Annotated in this window: 12 protein-coding genes; 4 read left to right on the top strand and 8 right to left on the bottom strand. The window is 72.5% G+C overall.

Annotated features, from left to right (window positions below; translation table 11 throughout):
• The first annotated feature begins 57 nt into the window (after positions 1–57).
• Positions 58–2,487: a phosphoketolase family protein gene (locus tag E0D90_RS15045; protein WP_130798698.1), complete on the top strand. Its 2,430-nt coding sequence runs from the start codon at positions 58–60 to the stop codon at positions 2,485–2,487.
• Positions 2,488–2,592: 105 nt separating this feature from the next.
• On the opposite strand, the gene E0D90_RS15040 is transcribed toward E0D90_RS15045, so the two are convergent.
• On the bottom strand, positions 2,593–3,636 hold the full coding sequence (locus E0D90_RS15040) for a zinc-dependent alcohol dehydrogenase family protein (RefSeq protein ID WP_130798696.1): 1,044 nt from the start codon (positions 3,634–3,636) through the stop codon (positions 2,593–2,595).
• Between the two features lie 184 nt (positions 3,637–3,820).
• Between E0D90_RS15040 and E0D90_RS15035 the strand changes: the two genes are divergently transcribed.
• Entirely contained in the window at positions 3,821–4,237 is a 417-nt protein-coding gene (locus E0D90_RS15035) for a hypothetical protein (RefSeq protein WP_130798694.1), read from the top strand.
• A 52-nt stretch (positions 4,238–4,289) separates the two neighbouring features.
• On the opposite strand, the gene E0D90_RS15030 is transcribed toward E0D90_RS15035, so the two are convergent.
• The 7 genes from E0D90_RS15030 to E0D90_RS14995 all read right to left on the bottom strand — a co-directional run bounded on the left by E0D90_RS15030 (position 4,290) and on the right by E0D90_RS14995 (position 13,490).
• The gene (locus tag E0D90_RS15030) at positions 4,290–5,711 is read right to left on the bottom strand and encodes a GH1 family beta-glucosidase (RefSeq protein WP_130798692.1); all 1,422 of its coding nucleotides are present in this window, start codon (positions 5,709–5,711) and stop codon (positions 4,290–4,292) included.
• Positions 5,708–6,757: an ABC transporter ATP-binding protein gene (locus tag E0D90_RS15025; RefSeq protein ID WP_130798690.1), complete on the bottom strand. Its 1,050-nt coding sequence runs from the start codon at positions 6,755–6,757 to the stop codon at positions 5,708–5,710. The genes E0D90_RS15030 and E0D90_RS15025 overlap by 4 nt, the downstream gene beginning before the upstream one ends.
• The gene (locus E0D90_RS15020; protein WP_227870233.1) at positions 6,754–7,908 is read right to left on the bottom strand and encodes an ABC transporter permease; all 1,155 of its coding nucleotides are present in this window, start codon (positions 7,906–7,908) and stop codon (positions 6,754–6,756) included. The genes E0D90_RS15025 and E0D90_RS15020 overlap by 4 nt, the downstream gene beginning before the upstream one ends.
• A gap of 2 nt (positions 7,909–7,910) precedes the next feature.
• Positions 7,911–8,891 carry an ABC transporter permease gene (locus E0D90_RS15015; protein WP_103503523.1) on the bottom strand — a complete coding sequence of 327 codons (981 nt, stop codon included), beginning with the start codon at positions 8,889–8,891 and terminating at the stop codon, positions 7,911–7,913.
• Positions 8,888–10,180: an ABC transporter ATP-binding protein gene (locus tag E0D90_RS15010; RefSeq protein ID WP_130798688.1), complete on the bottom strand. Its 1,293-nt coding sequence runs from the start codon at positions 10,178–10,180 to the stop codon at positions 8,888–8,890. The genes E0D90_RS15015 and E0D90_RS15010 overlap by 4 nt, the downstream gene beginning before the upstream one ends.
• A 311-nt stretch (positions 10,181–10,491) precedes the next feature.
• Positions 10,492–12,174 (bottom strand): ABC transporter substrate-binding protein, encoded by a 1,683-nt coding sequence (locus tag E0D90_RS15005; RefSeq protein ID WP_130798686.1) that lies wholly within the window; start codon positions 12,172–12,174, stop codon positions 10,492–10,494.
• 317 nt (positions 12,175–12,491) lie between these two features.
• Entirely contained in the window at positions 12,492–13,490 is a 999-nt protein-coding gene (locus E0D90_RS14995; protein ID WP_103503650.1) for a LacI family DNA-binding transcriptional regulator, read from the bottom strand.
• A gap of 556 nt (positions 13,491–14,046) precedes the next feature.
• On the opposite strand from E0D90_RS14995, the gene E0D90_RS14990 reads away from it, so the two are divergent.
• Together E0D90_RS14990 and E0D90_RS14985 are read left to right on the top strand one after the other, a co-directional pair.
• Entirely contained in the window at positions 14,047–14,982 is a 936-nt protein-coding gene (locus E0D90_RS14990) for a DUF1996 domain-containing protein (RefSeq protein WP_130798683.1), read from the top strand.
• 26 nt (positions 14,983–15,008) lie between these two features.
• Positions 15,009–15,671 carry a DUF305 domain-containing protein gene (locus tag E0D90_RS14985; RefSeq protein WP_130798681.1) on the top strand — a complete coding sequence of 221 codons (663 nt, stop codon included), beginning with the start codon at positions 15,009–15,011 and terminating at the stop codon, positions 15,669–15,671.
• Positions 15,672–15,839: the final 168 nt, after the last annotated feature.

Below are 15,839 nucleotides of genomic sequence, written 5' to 3'. Positions count from 1 at the left end.
GGGGACGGCCGCGGGGGACGCGGGGGCCAGGCGCGTGCGAGCAGCAGGAGGAAGCAGATGGCGGACACCCTCACCCCGGCCACCGGCGGCGCGGCGGTCACCGACGAGGAGCTGGCCGGGCTGCTCGCGCACTGGCGGGCCGCGAACTACCTCTCCGTCGGCCAGATCTACCTGCTGGCCAACCCGCTGCTGACCGAGCCGCTGCGCCCCGACCACATCAAACCCCGGCTGCTGGGCCACTGGGGCACCTCGCCGGGGCTGAACCTGGTGTACACCCACCTCAACCGGATCGTGCGGGCCCGGGGCCGGGACGCGCTGGCCGTCTGGGGTCCGGGGCACGGCGGCCCGGCGGTGCTGGCCAACTCCTGGCTGGAGGGCAGCTACTCCGAGACCTATCCGGACGTCTCCCGCGACGCCGCGGGCATGGCGCGGCTCTTCCGGCAGTTCTCGTTCCCCGGGGGCGTGCCCAGCCACATCGCACCGGAGACGCCCGGGTCGATCCACGAGGGCGGGGAGCTGGGCTACTCCCTCTCGCACGCCTACGGTGCGGCCTTCGACAACCCCGACCTGCTGGTGACCTGCGTGATCGGCGACGGAGAGGCCGAGACCGGGCCACTGGCGGCGTCCTGGCACTCCAACAAGTTCCTCGACCCGGTGCACGACGGGGCGGTGCTGCCGATTCTGCACCTCAACGGCTACAAGATCGCCAACCCGACTGTCCCCGCCCGCGTCCCCACCACCGACCTCGACGCACTGCTGCACGGCTACGGCCATGACGTGCTGCACGTCGGCGGTGACGACCCGGCGGCCGTCCACCGGGCCATGGCCGCCGCCATGGACGTCGCGCTGGACCGGATCACCCTGATCCAGCACGCCGCCCGCTCCGGTGAGGTGACCGGGCCGGCGCGCTGGCCGATGATCGTGCTGCGCACCCCCAAGGGATGGACCGGTCCGGCCGTCGTCGACGGAAAGCCCGTGGAGGGCACCTGGCGCGCCCACCAGGTGCCGCTGCCAGGAGTGCGGGAGAACCCGGAGCACCTGCGGCAGCTGGAGGAGTGGCTGCGTTCCTACCGGCCGGAGGAGCTGTTCGACCGTGACGGCGGGCCGCGCCGCCAGGTGCTCGCCCAGGTACCGGAGGGACGGCGGCGGCTTGGAGCCACCCCGCACGCCAACGGCGGGCTGCTCCTGCGTGACCTGCCGGTGGGGGCGCTGGAGCGGTACGCGGTGGCGGTGGACCGCCCGGGTGCCTCGGCGCACGAGCCGACCCGCGTCCTCGGTGAGCTCCTCGCGGAGGTGATGGCCGCCACCGCCGAGCGGCGCGACTTCCGGGTGGTCGGGCCCGACGAGACCGCCTCCAACCGGCTCCAGGCGCTCTACCGCGCCACCGGCAAGGCATGGCAGGCGGGCACGCTGCCCGTGGACGAGGAGCTGGACCGGCACGGCCGGGTGATGGAGATCCTCTCCGAGCACACCTGCCAGGGCTGGCTGGAGGGCTATCTGCTGACCGGCAGGCACGGCTTCTTCTCCTGCTACGAGGCGTTCGCGCACATCGTCGACTCGATGGTGAACCAGCATGTGAAGTGGCTGAAGGTCTCCCGCACCCTGCCGTGGCGGCGGCCGGTGGCGTCGCTGAACTACCTGCTGACCTCGCACGTCTGGCGCCAGGACCACAACGGTTTCTCGCACCAGGACCCGGGCTTCGTCGACCATGTCCTCAACAAGTCGCCCGAGGTGGTCCGCGTCTATCTGCCGCCGGACGCCAACACGCTGCTGTGCGTCGCCGACCATGTGCTCGGCAGCCGCGACTACGTGAACGTGATCGTCGCCGGGAAACAGCCGTGCTTCGACTGGCTGTCGCTGGAGCGGGCCCGCGCGCACTGCGCCCGGGGCCTGGGTGTGTGGGAGTGGGCGGGCACCGAGCGGGAGGGGGAGGAACCCGACGTGGTGCTCGCCTGCGCGGGTGACGTCCCGACGCAGGAGGTGCTGGCCGCCGCCTCGCTGATCCGCCGCCATCTGCCGAAGCTCGCGGTCCGGGTGGTCAACGTGGTGGATCTGGCGCGGCTGCTGCCGGACTCGGAGCACCCGCACGGGCTGTCCGACGGGCAGTACGACGCGCTGTTCACCCGCGACAAGCCGGTGATCTTCGCCTATCACGGCTATCCCTGGCTGATCCACCGCCTGGCCTACCGTCGCGCCGGGCACGACAACATGCATGTCCGCGGCTACCGGGAGTCGGGCACCACCACGACGCCGTTCGACATGGTGGTCCGCAACGATCTGGACCGGTTCCGGCTGGTCATGGACGTGATCGACCGGGTACCCGGGCTGGCCGTGCGCGCCACCGGCGCCCGGCAGGCGATGGAGGACGCCCGGGTCCGGCACCACGCGTGGATCCGGGAGCACGGCACCGATATGCCGGAGGTGGCGGACTGGATCTGGCAGCCGGTGCCGACCTCCCCGGGAAGGGCGGGGCGGCCGGCCCGGTGACGGGGTGGCGCCGACGGGTCGCGGCCTCCCCCGTGGGCGGCCGGTCACCGGGTCGCCGCGCCGCGTCAGGGCATGTCAGTCCGCGTCAGGGCATGTCGATCCGCGTCAGGGCAGCAGCACCGCGGCGCCGTCGACCCGGTCGCCGGCCAGGTCGGCCAGCGCCCGGCCGGCGTCGTCCAGCCGGTAGCGGCTGACCGTCGCCCGGATGCCGGTCTCCTCGGCGAGGGCCAGGAAGTCGCGGCCGTCCCGCCGGGTGTTGGAGGTGACGCTTCGCAGGTCCCGCTCCTGGAACAGGTGACGCCGGTAGTCCAGGGCGGGGATGTCGGAGAGGTGGATTCCCGCGACGGCGAGCGTGCCACCGCGCTCCAGGGCTTCCAGCGCGACCGGGACCAGCGTGCCCACCGGGGCGAAGAGGATCGCCGCGTCCAGTGGTTCCGGCGGGCGGTCGCGGGCGTCCCCGGCCGAGGACGCGCCCAGCTCCAGCGCCAGCTCGCGGGCGCGCGCCGAGCGGGTGAGGACGTGGACGGTGGCGCCCTCGGCGAGCGCCACCTGGGCGGCCAGGTGCGCGGAGCCCCCGAAGCCGTAGATGCCGAGCCTGCCGCCCAGCGGGAGGGCGCTGCGCCGCAGCGCCCGGTAGCCGATGATGCCCGCGCACAGCAGCGGCGCGAGGCCGGCCGGGTCACGGTGTTCCGGCAGCGGGTAGGCGAACGGTTCGGGGACGAGGGCCAGTTCGGCGAAGCCGCCGTCGGCGTCCCAGCCGGTGTAGCGGGAGTACGGGCAGAGGTTCTCCCGGCCTGCCCGGCAGTGGCGGCAGCGTCCGCAGGTCTGCCGGAGCCAGGCGCCGCCGACGCGGTCACCGACGCCGAAGCGGCTGCTCCCCGCTCCGGTGGCGATCACCCGGCCGACGATCTCGTGGCCGGGGACGGTCGCGGGGCGGTGCGGGGGCAGATCGCCCTCGGCCAGATGCAGGTCGGTGCGGCAGACGCCGCACGCCTCCACCCGCAGCAGCAGCTCGCGCGGCCCGGGGGCCGGGACGGGGCGGCGCACCGGGACCAGCGGCCCGGTGCCGATCGCGCCGGGCCGCTCGACGGCCCAGCCGTCATAGCCGGCACCCGGGGTCCCGGCACCGGAGGTCACGGACGGCACCATGGCTCCAGCGTGTGGCCCCGGCACCGCGCGGGCAACCGGCACCGGGCGCCCCAGCCGGCCCGGCCCGGAGCAGACCCGGCCCGAGCCCCGTCCTCGCCCGGCGGTCCGGGGTCGGGTGCGCGCCACCGCCGAAGGTGGGGTTAGCACCCGTGCCCGGCGGCCCGCGGCGCCCTAGCCTGATGCCATGAGCGGACGTGACGCAGAGCTGAAGCAGGACCTCCAGGCGGCGCTCCACACGCGCAGGGAGCTGGGCGACACCTACGAGCAGGAGCTGGTGGACTCGTTCCTGGAGAAGGTGGAGCAGCGGATCGACTCGACCGTCGACAAGCGGGTGCGGCGCGGTCTCGCGGAGCAGCAGCTGGTGGTCGGCGGACGGGAGCGCACCTCGGGCCCCGACTTCCGCGGCCCGAGCGCGGCGTTCGCGCTGGCGGCGGTCTCGCTGGTGCTGGCGATCCCGCTGTCGGCGATCGCCGCGGTGAACGTGGGGCTGGCCGGGCTCCTGGTGGCCTGGGCCGGGATCGTCGGCGTCAACGTCTCCTACGCGATCTCCCAGTCGAACCGGCGCGAGGGCGGACGGGGCCGGGGCGGCGGCTGGGGCTGAGCCCCCGCCGCCGCCCGGCGGCCGTCAGACAGTCGCCGTCACCGGCAGGCCGTCAGCCGCCCCGGGTGTGGCGGATGGTGTCGCGGTACCAGAGCCCGCTGTCCTTCACGGTCCGCTGCTGCGTCTCGTAGTCGACGTGGACGATGCCGAACCGCTTCTGGTAGCCGAAGGCCCACTCGAAGTTGTCCATCAGCGACCAGGCGAAGTAGCCCCGGACATCGGCGCCCTCCGCCCGTGCGTCGGCGACGGCGCGGATGTGGCCGTCCAGGTAGGCGACGCGGTCGGTGTCGGGCACGGTGCCGTCCTCGGCGAGTTCGTCGTCGAAGGCGGCGCCGTTCTCGGTGATGACCGTCGGCACGCCGTACTCCCGCTCCAGGCGCACCAGCAGCCGGGTCAGCCCCTCGGGCACGATCTCCCAGCCCATCGCGGTGCGGGGACGGCCGTGGGGGACGCCGCGCACGACCGGCCGGCCCTCGGCATCGGTGGTGGAGCCGTCCTCGGCGGTGCCGGAGTACTGGTGGGCCGAGTAGTAGTTGACGCCCAGCACGTCCAGCGGCGCGGAGATGGTCTCCAGGTCGCCGTCCTGGACCGGCAGGGTGACGCCGCGGTCGCCGAGTTCGGCCACCACGTCCTCCGGGTAGCGGCCGTGCACCAGCGGGTCCAGGTAGAGGCGGCTGCCCATGCCGTCGGCGCTGCGCGCCGCCCGCACGTCCTCGGGGTCGTCGGTGGCCGGGGTGGAGTGGCCGAGGTTGAGGGTGATGCCGAGTTCCAGGTCGGCGCCGCCCGCCTCGCGGAGCCGCTGGGCGGCGAGCCCGTGGCCGAGCAGCAGATGGTGCACGGCGTGCATGGAGTCGCCGAAGTCCTTGCGGCCCGGGGCGTGTTCACCGGTGTGGTAGCCGAGCCAGGCGGAGCACCACGGTTCGTTGAGGGTGGTCCAGTGCCGGACCCGGTCCCCGAGCGCGGCATGGGTGGCCTCGGCGTAGTCCGCGAAGCGGTACGCGGTGTCGCGCGCCGGCCAGCCTCCGGCGTCCTCCAGCTCCTGCGGCAGGTCCCAGTGGTAGAGCGTCAGCCACGGGGTGACGCCCCGTTCGAGCAGTTCGTCGACGAGGCGGTCGTAGAAGCCGATGCCGGCCGGGTTGACCGGGCCGCTGCCGTGCGGCTGGACGCGCGACCAGGAGACGGAGAAGCGGTAGGTGTCGACGCCGAGGCCGGCGATCATCGCGACGTCCTCGGGCATCCGGCGGTAGTGCTCGCAGGCGGTGTCGCCGTTCTCGCCCCGCTCCACCGCCCCCGGCACGCGGCAGAAGGTGTCCCAGATCGACGGCGTGCGGCCGTCGGTGTCGGTCGCGCCCTCGATCTGGTACGCCGAGGTGGCGACGCCCCAGCGGAAGTCGGCTGGCAGTCCGGGGATCGCCCGTGCGGCCGGCGCGGTGGCGGTGTTCTGGTTCACAGCGGGCGATGAGGTGGCAGTCATGAGTCTCCAGATCGGTGCTCGGTGTGCAGCCAGCAGGCGACCGTGCGGTTGCCGGGGCCGGCGGGGGCCAGCGCGGGGACCCGCTCGGAGCAGGGCGCGATGGCCTTGGGACAGCGGGGGTGGAAGGCGCAGCCGGTCGGCATGCCCTTGAGGTCGGGCGGTGAGCCGGGGATACCGGTCAGCTCCCGGCGGGGTCCGTGCAGCGCCGGGAAGGAGTGCAGCAGGCCGTGGCTGTAGGGGTGGCGGGCGTCGCGGTAGATGTCCTTGGCGGCGGCCTGCTCGACGATCCGGCCGCCGTACATGATGGCGATGCGGTCGGAGAACTCCAGCAGCAGGGAGATGTCGTGCGTGATGAAGACGACGGAGAAGCCCAGCTCCTCCCGCAGCCGCACCAGCTGGCGCAGGATCTGCCGCTGCATCACGACGTCCAGCGCGGTGGTCGGTTCGTCCAGCAGCACGATCTCCGGTTCCAGGGCCAGCGCCATCGCGATCATCACGCGCTGGCGCATCCCGCCGGAGAGCTGGTGCGGGTAGCTGCCCAGCCGGTCGGCGGGGATGCCCACCAGGGAGAGGAGTTCGGCGGCGCGTTCGTTGCGGGCCGCCCGGCTCATCTCCGGCCGGTGCGCCACCAGGACGTCGGTCAGCTGGCTGCGCACGCTGTGCACGGGGTTGAGGGAGTTCATGGCGCCCTGGAAGACCAGCGAGATCTCCTGCCAGCGGAACGCGCGCAGCTGCTCGGGGCCGAGTTCGAGGATGTCGACGCCCGCGCCGCCGGTGCCGGCCTTGAGGGCGTCGCCGTTCCGGTCCGCGGGACCGCCCTCGGCGGGCCGGTACCGCACGTGGCCCCCGGTGATCACCCCCGGCGGCGGCAGCAGCCGGGTGATGGCGTAGGCGAGGGTGGACTTGCCGCTGCCGGACTCGCCCGCCAGGCCGAGGATCTCGCCCCGGTTGAGGGTCAGGTCGATGTCCCGCACGGCGCGCACGGCGGCGTCGCCGAGACCGTAGTCCACGTTGAGGCCGCTGATCTCCAGCACGGGCCCGTTCATCGGTTGGCTTCCTTACGCTGGTCGGTGGCGCCGGCCGGGCCGGTGCCTGGCTGGTCTCCGGCGCCGCTGTCCCCGCCGCTGTCCCCGCTCCCGCTCCCGCCGCCGTCGTTGTCGTCGTCGTTGCCGTCGTCGTTGCCGTCGTCGTTGCCGGTGTCCGTTCCGGCTTCGCCGCCAGGGGCCGGCGCCGTGTCGGAGGGGTAGTCGCGGCGGACGACCGGGGTGAAGCCGATGCGCATCTTCACCGAGCGGTCCTCCTTGCCCGGGGAACGCAGCCGGGGGTTGATGAACTCGTCGATGCCGAAGTTGATCAGTGCCAGGGCGGTGCCCAGCAGGGCGATGCACAGGCCGGCCGGGACGAACCACCACCAGGCGCCCTGCGCCAGCGCCTGGTTGGACTGCGCCCAGAACAGCACGGTGCCCCAGTTCCAGTCGGAGATGTCGGCGACACCGATGAACGCGAGGGTGATGTTGGCCAGCACCGCGAAGATCACGGTGCCGATGAAGCCGGAGGCGATCACGGCGGTCAGGTTGGGCAGCAGCTCGAAGACGATGATCCGCGGGGTGGACTCGCCGGTCGCCTTGGCGGCCTGCACGTAGTCCCGGGCCCGCAGCGACAGCGTCTGCGCCCGTAGCACCCGCGCTCCCCACGCCCAGCCGGTGAGGCCGATGATCGCGGCGATGGCCAGGTCACTGGTGTCGGGCAGGAAGCTGGCGATGATGATGATCAGCGGCAGCCCCGGGATGACCAGGAAGATGTTGCTGACCGAGGAGAGGACATCGTCGCCGACGCCGCCGAGGTAGCCGGCCGTCACGCCGATGACGACGGAGAGGACACCGGCGATCAGCGCCGCCGTCAGCCCGACGACCAGCACGCCCCGGGCGCCGACCAGGATCTGCGAGAAGATGTCCTGCCCGGTCTGGGTGGTGCCGAACGGGTGCTCCCAGGAGGGCGGCTGGAGCAGTTCCGGACCGCGGGCCGAGGGGTCGTGGGGCGCGAGCCAGGGCCCTGCTATCGCCATCAGCACGAAACCGGCGAGGATCACCAGGCCGGTGACGGTCTTGGGGTTGCGCAGGAACCGGAACCGGTCGCGTCGCGCTGGGCGGGGTGCGGCTTCCGTGGCGGTGAGCACCACGTCGGTGGGCTGGGCCATCGTCACGCCTCCCTTCGGGTACGGGGGTCGAGGGCCATGTACGCGAGGTCGGCCAGCAGGTTGGCGGCGAGCACGGCGAGGGTGATGATCAGGAAGACGCCCTGCATCAGCGGGTAGTCCTTGGCGCCGACGGCCTGGAACAGGACGTAGCCGATGCCCGGGTAGGAGAAGACCATCTCCACCAGCAGCGTGCCGCCGACGATGAAGCCCAGGGAGAGGGCGAAGTTGGAGATGTTCGGCAGGATCGCGTTGCGTGCCGCGTAGGCGACCATCACCCGGCGCTCGGAGAGCCCCTTGGCCTGCGCCACCAGGACGTAGTCCTCGCTGGAGACGCTCACCATCATGTTGCGCATCCCGAGGATCCAGCCCGCCACGGCGCTGATCACGATGGTGATGGCCGGCAGCGTCGCGTGGTAGAGCGCACTGGAGATGAACTCCCAGCTCAGGCCCGGTACCACCCCGGCGTCGTGCCCGCCGGAGGCCGGGAAGATCCGCCACTGGACGGCGAACAGCGAGATGGACAGCAGCCCCAGCCAGAAGTAGGGGATGGAGGAGATGAAGGTGGTCACCGGCAGCATGCCGTCGAGCCAGGAACCGCGCCGCCAGCCGGTGTAGATCCCGATGACGGTGCCGAGCACGAAGCTGACGATCGTGGTGACGCCCATCAGCGCGAGCGTCCACGGCAGGCTCTGGCCGATGATCTCGCCGACCCCGGTGGGGAAGAAGGTGAAGGAGGTGCCCAGGTCGCCCCGGAACAGGTTGCCCCAGTAGTCGAGGTACTGCTGCCACAGGGACTTCTCGTCGTCCAGCCCGAAGAGGGTGCGCAGCGAGTCGATGGCCCGGGTGGAGAGCTGCCCCTGGAAGCGGTTGATCAGCGCCTGGACCGGATCGCCGGGCATCAGGCGCGGGATGACGAAGTTGATGGTGATGGCGGCCCACGCCGTGAGGGCGTAGAAGGCGAGCCGCTGCAGCAGGTACTTCACGCCGTTCCCTCCCCGCCGGTCGAGGTGGTGGAGGCCGCCCGTGCGCCGGTGGTGCCGGCGGCCGGTTCGGCGTCGGCCTCCGGCCCGGTGCGCGCCGGCCCGGTGCGCGCCGGTTCGGCGTCGGGTTCCGGGGCGAGCGGGTTGCCGTCGTACAGCCAGCAGGCGGCCCACTGGTCGTCGCCGATGGCGAAGCGCGGCGGCAGCTCGCTGCGGCAGCGCTCCATCGCCTTCGGGCAGCGCGGGTGGAAGCGGCAGCCGGGCGGCGGGTCGATCAGGCTGGGCGGCTCCCCCGGCGACGCCGAGTCGGCCTCCGCCTCGGCCACCACGGCCGCCTCGTGCTCGGCGACGGCGTGCGCGTCCCCGACGCCGCCGGTCAGCGCGGCCGGCAGGGCGGCGTCCGGGTCGGCCGGGGGCGCGGCGGTGACGGCGACGCCCTCGGCGATCCGGTCCGGGTCCGGTGCCGAGGCGATGAGCAGCTGGGTGTACGGGTGGGCCGGACGCTGGGTGACGGTCTCGCTGGCTCCGCCCTCCACCAGCCGGCCCGCGTACATCACCATCGTCTCGTCCGCGAAGTAGCGGGCGGAGGCGATGTCGTGGGTGATGTAGAGGATCGCCAGCTGCAGCCGTTCCTTGAGGTCGCGCAGCAGGTTGAGGATGCCCAGGCGGATGGAGACGTCCAGCATGGAGACCGGCTCGTCGGCCAGCAGCACCCTGGGGTCGGCGGCCATGGCGCGGGCGATGGCGACGCGCTGCCGCTGACCGCCGGACAGCTCGTGCGGGAAGACGTCGAGATAGCGGCCGGCCGGAGTGAGGTGGACGCGGCCGAGCAGTTCGGTGAGTGCCTGCTCCAGCTCCTCCTGGTTCCGCCCGCCCCGGCCGTGGATGCGCAGCGCCCGGGTGAGGTGGTACCGCACGGTGTGCACCGGGTTGAGCGAGCCGAACGGGTCCTGGAAGATCATCTGGACGTTGCGGCAGTAGGCGCGGAACGCCCGCCCGCCCTTGGCGCGGGTGGTCTTCCCGTCCAGCAGCAGTTCCCCGGAGGTCGTCGGGTACAGCTGGGCCAGCAGCCGCGCGATGGTGGACTTGCCTGAACCGGACTCGCCGACGATTGCGGTGACCGTGCCGCGGCGCAGCCGCAGCGACACGTCGTCGACGGCGTGCACCACGGGCCGCTGCCCGCCGGCGAGAACGCGCAGACTGCGGCGGACGCGGAAGTGCTTGGTGATCGCGCGGGCCTCCAGCACCACCTCGGCGCCGGCTGCGGGCGGATCGGCTGCTGATGGGGACATCGGGAACGGCTCCTGGGGCTCGGGCCGCCGGCTGCGGAGCGGCGGCGGCGATACGACGGTGCGGGCCGGCGGGCGCGGCCGGGGGTCGCGCCCGCCGGCGCCGGGTCACCGGCGGTGAGTGCGGGGTGTGGGACGCGCGCGGTGGCGACATGCGCGGTGGCGCGCTGCCGGCCGCGGCCCGCCGCCCGGCTCGGGACCGGGCGGCGGCGCGACGACGGCAGTGCGGAACGAGGGTGGGACGGGGCCGGGAGGAGGGCGGGACGGGGCGGCGCCGCCGGGACGCGGGCGCCGCCCGCCTCAGAGCCTCCGATTCACTCGGCCGCCTTCAGCCGCAGCACGACCTCCAGCGCGTTGGGCTGGGTGGGCTGCGGCGGGGCGTACGGGTCGGACTCGTCCGGCCAGCCGACCCAGTTGCGCGTGTTGTACTGGGCGCCGATCGGCCCGGCGACGGTGGGCACCATCGGCACGTCCTCGACCAGGATGCGCTGGAGCTCGTACAGCGCCTCGGTACGGGCGTCCTCGTCGCTGGTGGTGGCGTACTCCTTCAGCGCGGCGTCGGCGTCCTCGTTCTGGTAGCGGCCGAAGTTGCCGCCCGGCGAGCCCTCACCGATCGGGTGGTACATGGCGCCGTCCATGATGTGCTGGTACATGTCGTACGGGGTGGCGCCGCTGTTGGTCCAGTGCAGGGTGGCGTCGAACTCACCGTTGTCGACGGCGTTCCGCCAGGCGTCGACGGTCTGGGTCTGGACGGTCGACTCGATCCCGATCTCGGCGAGGTTGTCGGAGATGATCGACAGCGCGGTGAGGTAGTCGGACCATCCGGCCGGGTCGGTCAGCGTGATGGAGACCGCGTTGCCGTCGGGGTCGAGCAGGGTGTCGCCGGAGAGGTCGTAGCCGGCGTCCTCCAGTTCGGCCTTGGCGCCGTCGACGTCGGGCTCCTGCACGACGCCCTGGAACTCCGGCGCGAGGAACGCCTCACCGGCGGGCAGCGGCAGACCGGTCGGGTTCTCCAGCGCCGGGTAGAGACCGGCGTGCGCCTGGACGTGGATGTCGTCCCGGTTGATGACCATGGAGACGGCGCGGCGCAGCGCCGGGTCGTCGAAGGGCGCGCGGTCGGTGTTCAGCCACAGGCCGTGGACGCCGAGCCCGGTGGGGAACCAGAGGTTGTGGTGCTCGGGGTCCTTGTTGATGTAGACGTTCTCGTAGTCCGGCATGAAGACGAAGGACCACTCGGAGTCGCCGTTGGCCAGGGCCGTGGTCTGCGCGTTGTTGTCGTTGTAGGAGGTGTAGCGCAGCTCCTCGACCTCCGGCAGGCCCTTCCAGTAGGCGTCGCGGCGGGTGAGCGTGATGGTCTGCGGGGTGAACGTCTTGAGTACGTAGGGGCCGGTGCCGACCGGCTCCTTGTTGTCCCAGGTCTCCGGCTCGTCGATCTCGGACCAGATGTGCTCGGGCACGATGGTGGTGCCCAGGATGCGGGTCTGGTTGACGAACTGGGACTCACCGAAGGTCAGTTCCACGGTGTCGCCGTCGAGCGTGATGTCCTCGAAGGCTATGGCCGCGCCGTTGAAGGCGGGGGTGTCCTTGACCAGGTTGAAGGTGTAGGCGACGTCGGCGGCGCTGAACTCCGTGTCGTCGGACCAGACCGGGCCGTCCTGGATGGTCAGGGAGAGCGCGGTGTAGTCCTCGTTCCACTCCCATTCCGACGCGAGCCAGGGCTGCGGATCGTCGGCGGGACGGGCGCCGTTGGCCATCGCGAGGGGCTCGTAGATCATCGCTCGGTAGCCGAGTGAGGCTCCGGCGGAGGTGGCGAGGAACGGGTTGCTGTTGTTCGCCTGCGGCGAGTTGGGCATGCCGACGTTCAGCACGCCGTCGCCGCCGGAGCTGCCGCCGCTGGAACCGCCGTCGGCGGAACAGCCGGCGAGCATCGTCAGCGCGAGCAGCGCGGCGGCGGAGCCGGCGACGCCGCGTGATCTGACCTTGACCTTGACTCTCATGGTGGGTACTCCCGGAGACCGGTGGTGGTGGGCAGTGCGGGTGTGGAGGTGGTGCGGGTGGCGCTGGTCCTGCTGGTGGCGCTGGTCGTGCGGGTGGGTCTGGTGCTCGGGTGGTTCTGGTGCTCGGGTGGTTCTGGTGCTCGGGTGGTGCGGTGGTTCTGGTGGAGCCTGTGGGGGAACTTTTGGGTCCTTGACGGACATCACGCCCATGTCGCGGGCAGCCTCGGGTACGGCGCGGCGTGCGGGTGGGTCATTTACGCGGAGGGGAGGCGCGCGGTGGGGCCGGGCGGCTCGGCGGCCCGGCCGGGGAGGCGGGGTCAGTAGGGCGCCGAGGCGCGCACCACCAGTTCGGTCGGCAGCACCACCGGTTCGGGGCGCAGCGGCGTCCCGTCCAGGTGACGGAGCAGCATGCGCGCGGCGGTCTCGCCCATCCGGTGGATCGGCTGGCGCACGGTGGTCAGTTGGGGGTCGGCGACGCTGGCCATCGGTACGTCGTCGAAGCCGATGACGGCGACGTCCTCGGGCACCGAGCGGCCGGCGGCGCGCAGCGCCGTGAGGGCGCCGACCGCCGTCTGGTCGTTGAGGGCGAACACCGAGTCGAACCGGCGCCCCTCGGCCAGTGCGCGTTCCACGGCGCGCTGGCCGGAGGGGACCGTGAACTCGCTGCCGACCACCAGCGCGCCGGGACGGGGCAGTCCGCGTTCGCGCAGCACGCTCCGGAAGCCGGCCAGCCGGTCCTGGACGCAGCCGAACTGCGGCGGCCCGGCGACCACCAGCGGGTTGAGGCGCCCGGTGTCCAGCAGATGGTGGGCCGCCGCGGCGCCTCCGGCGACGTTGGTGGTGGCCACGGACGGCAGCGCCGGCCGTTGGCCCTGGTCGTCGATGACGACGGCGGGGAGCCCCTGGGCGTGCAGGTGTTCCAGGGTCGGGAGGGTGTCGCCGGGCACGATGGCGAGGAGCCCGTCGAAGGCCCGGGCGGTCACCTGGCTGGTGAACTGGGCTATCGACTGCTCGCCGCGGTTGCAGGTGAAGAGCAGCAGCCCGTACCCGGCCGCTTCGACGGTGTCGGAGACTCCCTGGAGGATCTGGCTGATCCAGGGCCAGCCGAGCGAGGGCACGAGGATCGCGAGGGTGCGGCTGTTGCCGCGGGCGAGGCTCACGGCCCGCGAACTCGGCACGTAGCCCAGTTCCGCGATCACGCCGCGGACCCGCTCGGCGGTCGTGGAGTCCACCTCTCCCTTGCCGTTGAGGACTCGGGAGACGGTGGTCTTGCTGACCGCCGCGGTACGGGCGACATCGGCGATGGTGACGCGCATGGCGGGCTCCCTGGACAGACGACTCGATCGGCGGCGGCGCGCGACCGTCCCTGGGCACGCCACGCCGACACCGGTTCCGGAACCGGTTCCGGTCGGTGTGCGCGGCAGTCAACTCCTCCCGCGGGGGGTCGTCAATACATCACGCAGAGATCCGGAACAGTCCGGACCAGAAACGCTTGATCGTTCAGCAGATGAAGACTGAGGGCGCCCGGAACCACCATGACGAGAGAGCGCTCTCTGGTCTACGGAGATCTCCGGAGGGTTCCTCCCGGGACGCCGAACTACCCCCGATGTCTGGCTTGTTGGCGCTTTGACCCACCGCGCAGCACTGCGGTTCCGGGAATGTTGAAGACGCCTTGACGGCCCCTTAAGGCGCTCTTATGGTCCGCTGTCAGAGAACGCTCTCTGACGTCTCGTCGAGTGCTCCGCCACCGCGACCGGACAGCTATAGCATCCGGGCTGTCCACCACGCGTGGACTTCGTTCGTGACGCCTCACCGCAACCCCCACACCGCACGATCCACGCACGACACCCCCCACCCAAGGAGCCACGGAGTATGACCCAGACCCGCGCATCCCGGAAGCGCACACCGCGCCGCCTGCTGACCGCGGCCGCCGCCGTGGCCTGTGTGGCCGCGCTCCAGCTCACCGGCATACCCGGCGCCATCGCCGGTGACGACACCACCGCCGAGGATCCCGCCGCCACGCAGGACGCCGGTGACGTCCAGGCAGAACAGGTCTACGTCGCCGAGTTCCTGGCGGAGTGCACCTTCAGCCACCGCCTGCCGGACGACCCCATCGTCTTCCCCAACCTGCCCGGCGCCTCCCACATGCACAGCTTCTTCGGCTCCACGGTCACCGACGCGCACACCAACCTGGCCGACCTCCAGGCCGGCGGCACCACCTGCGACCCCCTGGTGGACCTCTCCGCGTACTGGGTGCCCACGCTCTACGCCGACGGCGAGGCCGTGGAACCGCAGTCCGCCACCTTCTACTACCTCGGCGAGGGCGTGAACCCCGATGTCACCGCCCGGATCGAACCGTTCCCGCAGGGCCTGAAGATCCTGGCCGGTGACGCGCTGGCCGGACCGGACGACCCGGTCATCAGCCGCTGGTCCTGTCTGCACGCCGGACACGTCGCGCCCTCCCACGACTTCGTGGAGTGCCCGCCGGGCAGCGCGCTGGAGTCCTACCTGGACTTCCCCCAGTGCTGGAACGGCACCGACCTCGACTCCGCCGACCACAAGAGCCACATGGCCTACCCGGTCGCGGGCGAGTGCCCCTCGACCCACCCCGTCCCCGTCCCCAAGCTGCGGCAGGTGCTGCGCTACCCGGTGACCGGTGACCCCTCGCGCTTCGAGCTGGCATCGGGCCCGGGCTACACCATGCACGCCGACTTCTTCAACGCCTGGCCCGAGGACGAGCTGGAGCGGCGCGTCCGCGACTGCCTCAACGTCGTCGTCAAGTGCGGCGCCGACGGCACCCCGTCCTGACCGCTCACCCCACCGCTCCCGACCGCGTGCGCTCCCCCGCCGCCGTCCGGTCCACCGTCGCCGTCCTGCTCGCCGCGCTGCTGCTCGCGGGCTGTTCGGCGACGGCGGACGGCGGCGGGGAGCCCACCTCCTCCGCGCCGGCCCCCGCCGGCGCGGAGGACAACGGAGGCGGTGAACACGACCCGCCCGGCGCGCAGACGGGCCAGGACACCGCTCCCGAGGACGCCGGCACCCAGCTGGTGGCCGGCTCACTCAGTGGCACCGACCTCGCCTGGCTCCAGCTGATGGCACCCATGAACGAACGGACCCTGCTCCTCCTCGGCCTGGTCACGGAACTGACCGGTGACACCTCCTTCGCCGGCTTCGCCGACGACCTGGCGGCGACCCACTCCGCCGAGGCCGAACGGATGCGCACGCTGCTGACGGAAGCCGGGGTCCCCGACACCAACCCCCACGAGGGGCACGACATGACCGGCATGGTCACCGACGAGGAGCTGGCGGAGATCGAGGCGGCGGCGGAGTTCGACGACGCCGCCCTGGCCGCGCTGCGCGAGCACCTCGAACAGTCCGCGATGCTCTCCCGCTCCGCGCGGGACGCCGGAACGGACCACGACACCACGGCTCTCGCCGACGAACTGGCCGAGCTCCGCGCCACCCAGCTCACGGAGCTGGAAGGGCTCGGCGGCTGACGGGCGGCGAGCGGGTGGGGGCCACACGGCCCCCACCCGGGCGGCACCACGCCGCACCTCCAGAAGGGACCCGCACCCCATGCAACAGCCCGAGACGGCCGAGAGCCGTGCCACCGCCTCCCGAAGACTCGGCAGGCGCGTCCGGCCCGGCCGCGACCGCCGCACCTC

It is taken from the genome of Streptomyces otsuchiensis (assembly GCF_004305975.1).
Lineage (GTDB): Bacteria > Actinomycetota > Actinomycetes > Streptomycetales > Streptomycetaceae > Streptomyces > Streptomyces otsuchiensis.
This window is presented reverse-complemented; position numbering and strand designations above follow the sequence as displayed.

Coding starts and splice junctions, on each gene's coding strand:
- E0D90_RS15005 (WP_130798686.1), bottom strand. CDS start 12,174: ATGAGAGTCAAGGTCAAGGTCAGATCACGCGGCGTCGCCGGCTCCGCC.
- E0D90_RS15030 (WP_130798692.1), bottom strand. CDS start 5,711: ATGACTGCCACCTCATCGCCCGCTGTGAACCAGAACACCGCCACCGCG.
- E0D90_RS15010 (WP_130798688.1), bottom strand. CDS start 10,180: ATGTCCCCATCAGCAGCCGATCCGCCCGCAGCCGGCGCCGAGGTGGTG.
- E0D90_RS14995 (WP_103503650.1), bottom strand. CDS start 13,490: ATGCGCGTCACCATCGCCGATGTCGCCCGTACCGCGGCGGTCAGCAAG.
- E0D90_RS15045 (WP_130798698.1), top strand. CDS start 58: ATGGCGGACACCCTCACCCCGGCCACCGGCGGCGCGGCGGTCACCGAC.
- E0D90_RS15035 (WP_130798694.1), top strand. CDS start 3,821: ATGAGCGGACGTGACGCAGAGCTGAAGCAGGACCTCCAGGCGGCGCTC.
- E0D90_RS14990 (WP_130798683.1), top strand. CDS start 14,047: ATGACCCAGACCCGCGCATCCCGGAAGCGCACACCGCGCCGCCTGCTG.
- E0D90_RS15020 (WP_227870233.1), bottom strand. CDS start 7,908: ATGGCCCAGCCCACCGACGTGGTGCTCACCGCCACGGAAGCCGCACCC.
- E0D90_RS15025 (WP_130798690.1), bottom strand. CDS start 6,757: ATGAACGGGCCCGTGCTGGAGATCAGCGGCCTCAACGTGGACTACGGT.
- E0D90_RS15040 (WP_130798696.1), bottom strand. CDS start 3,636: ATGGTGCCGTCCGTGACCTCCGGTGCCGGGACCCCGGGTGCCGGCTAT.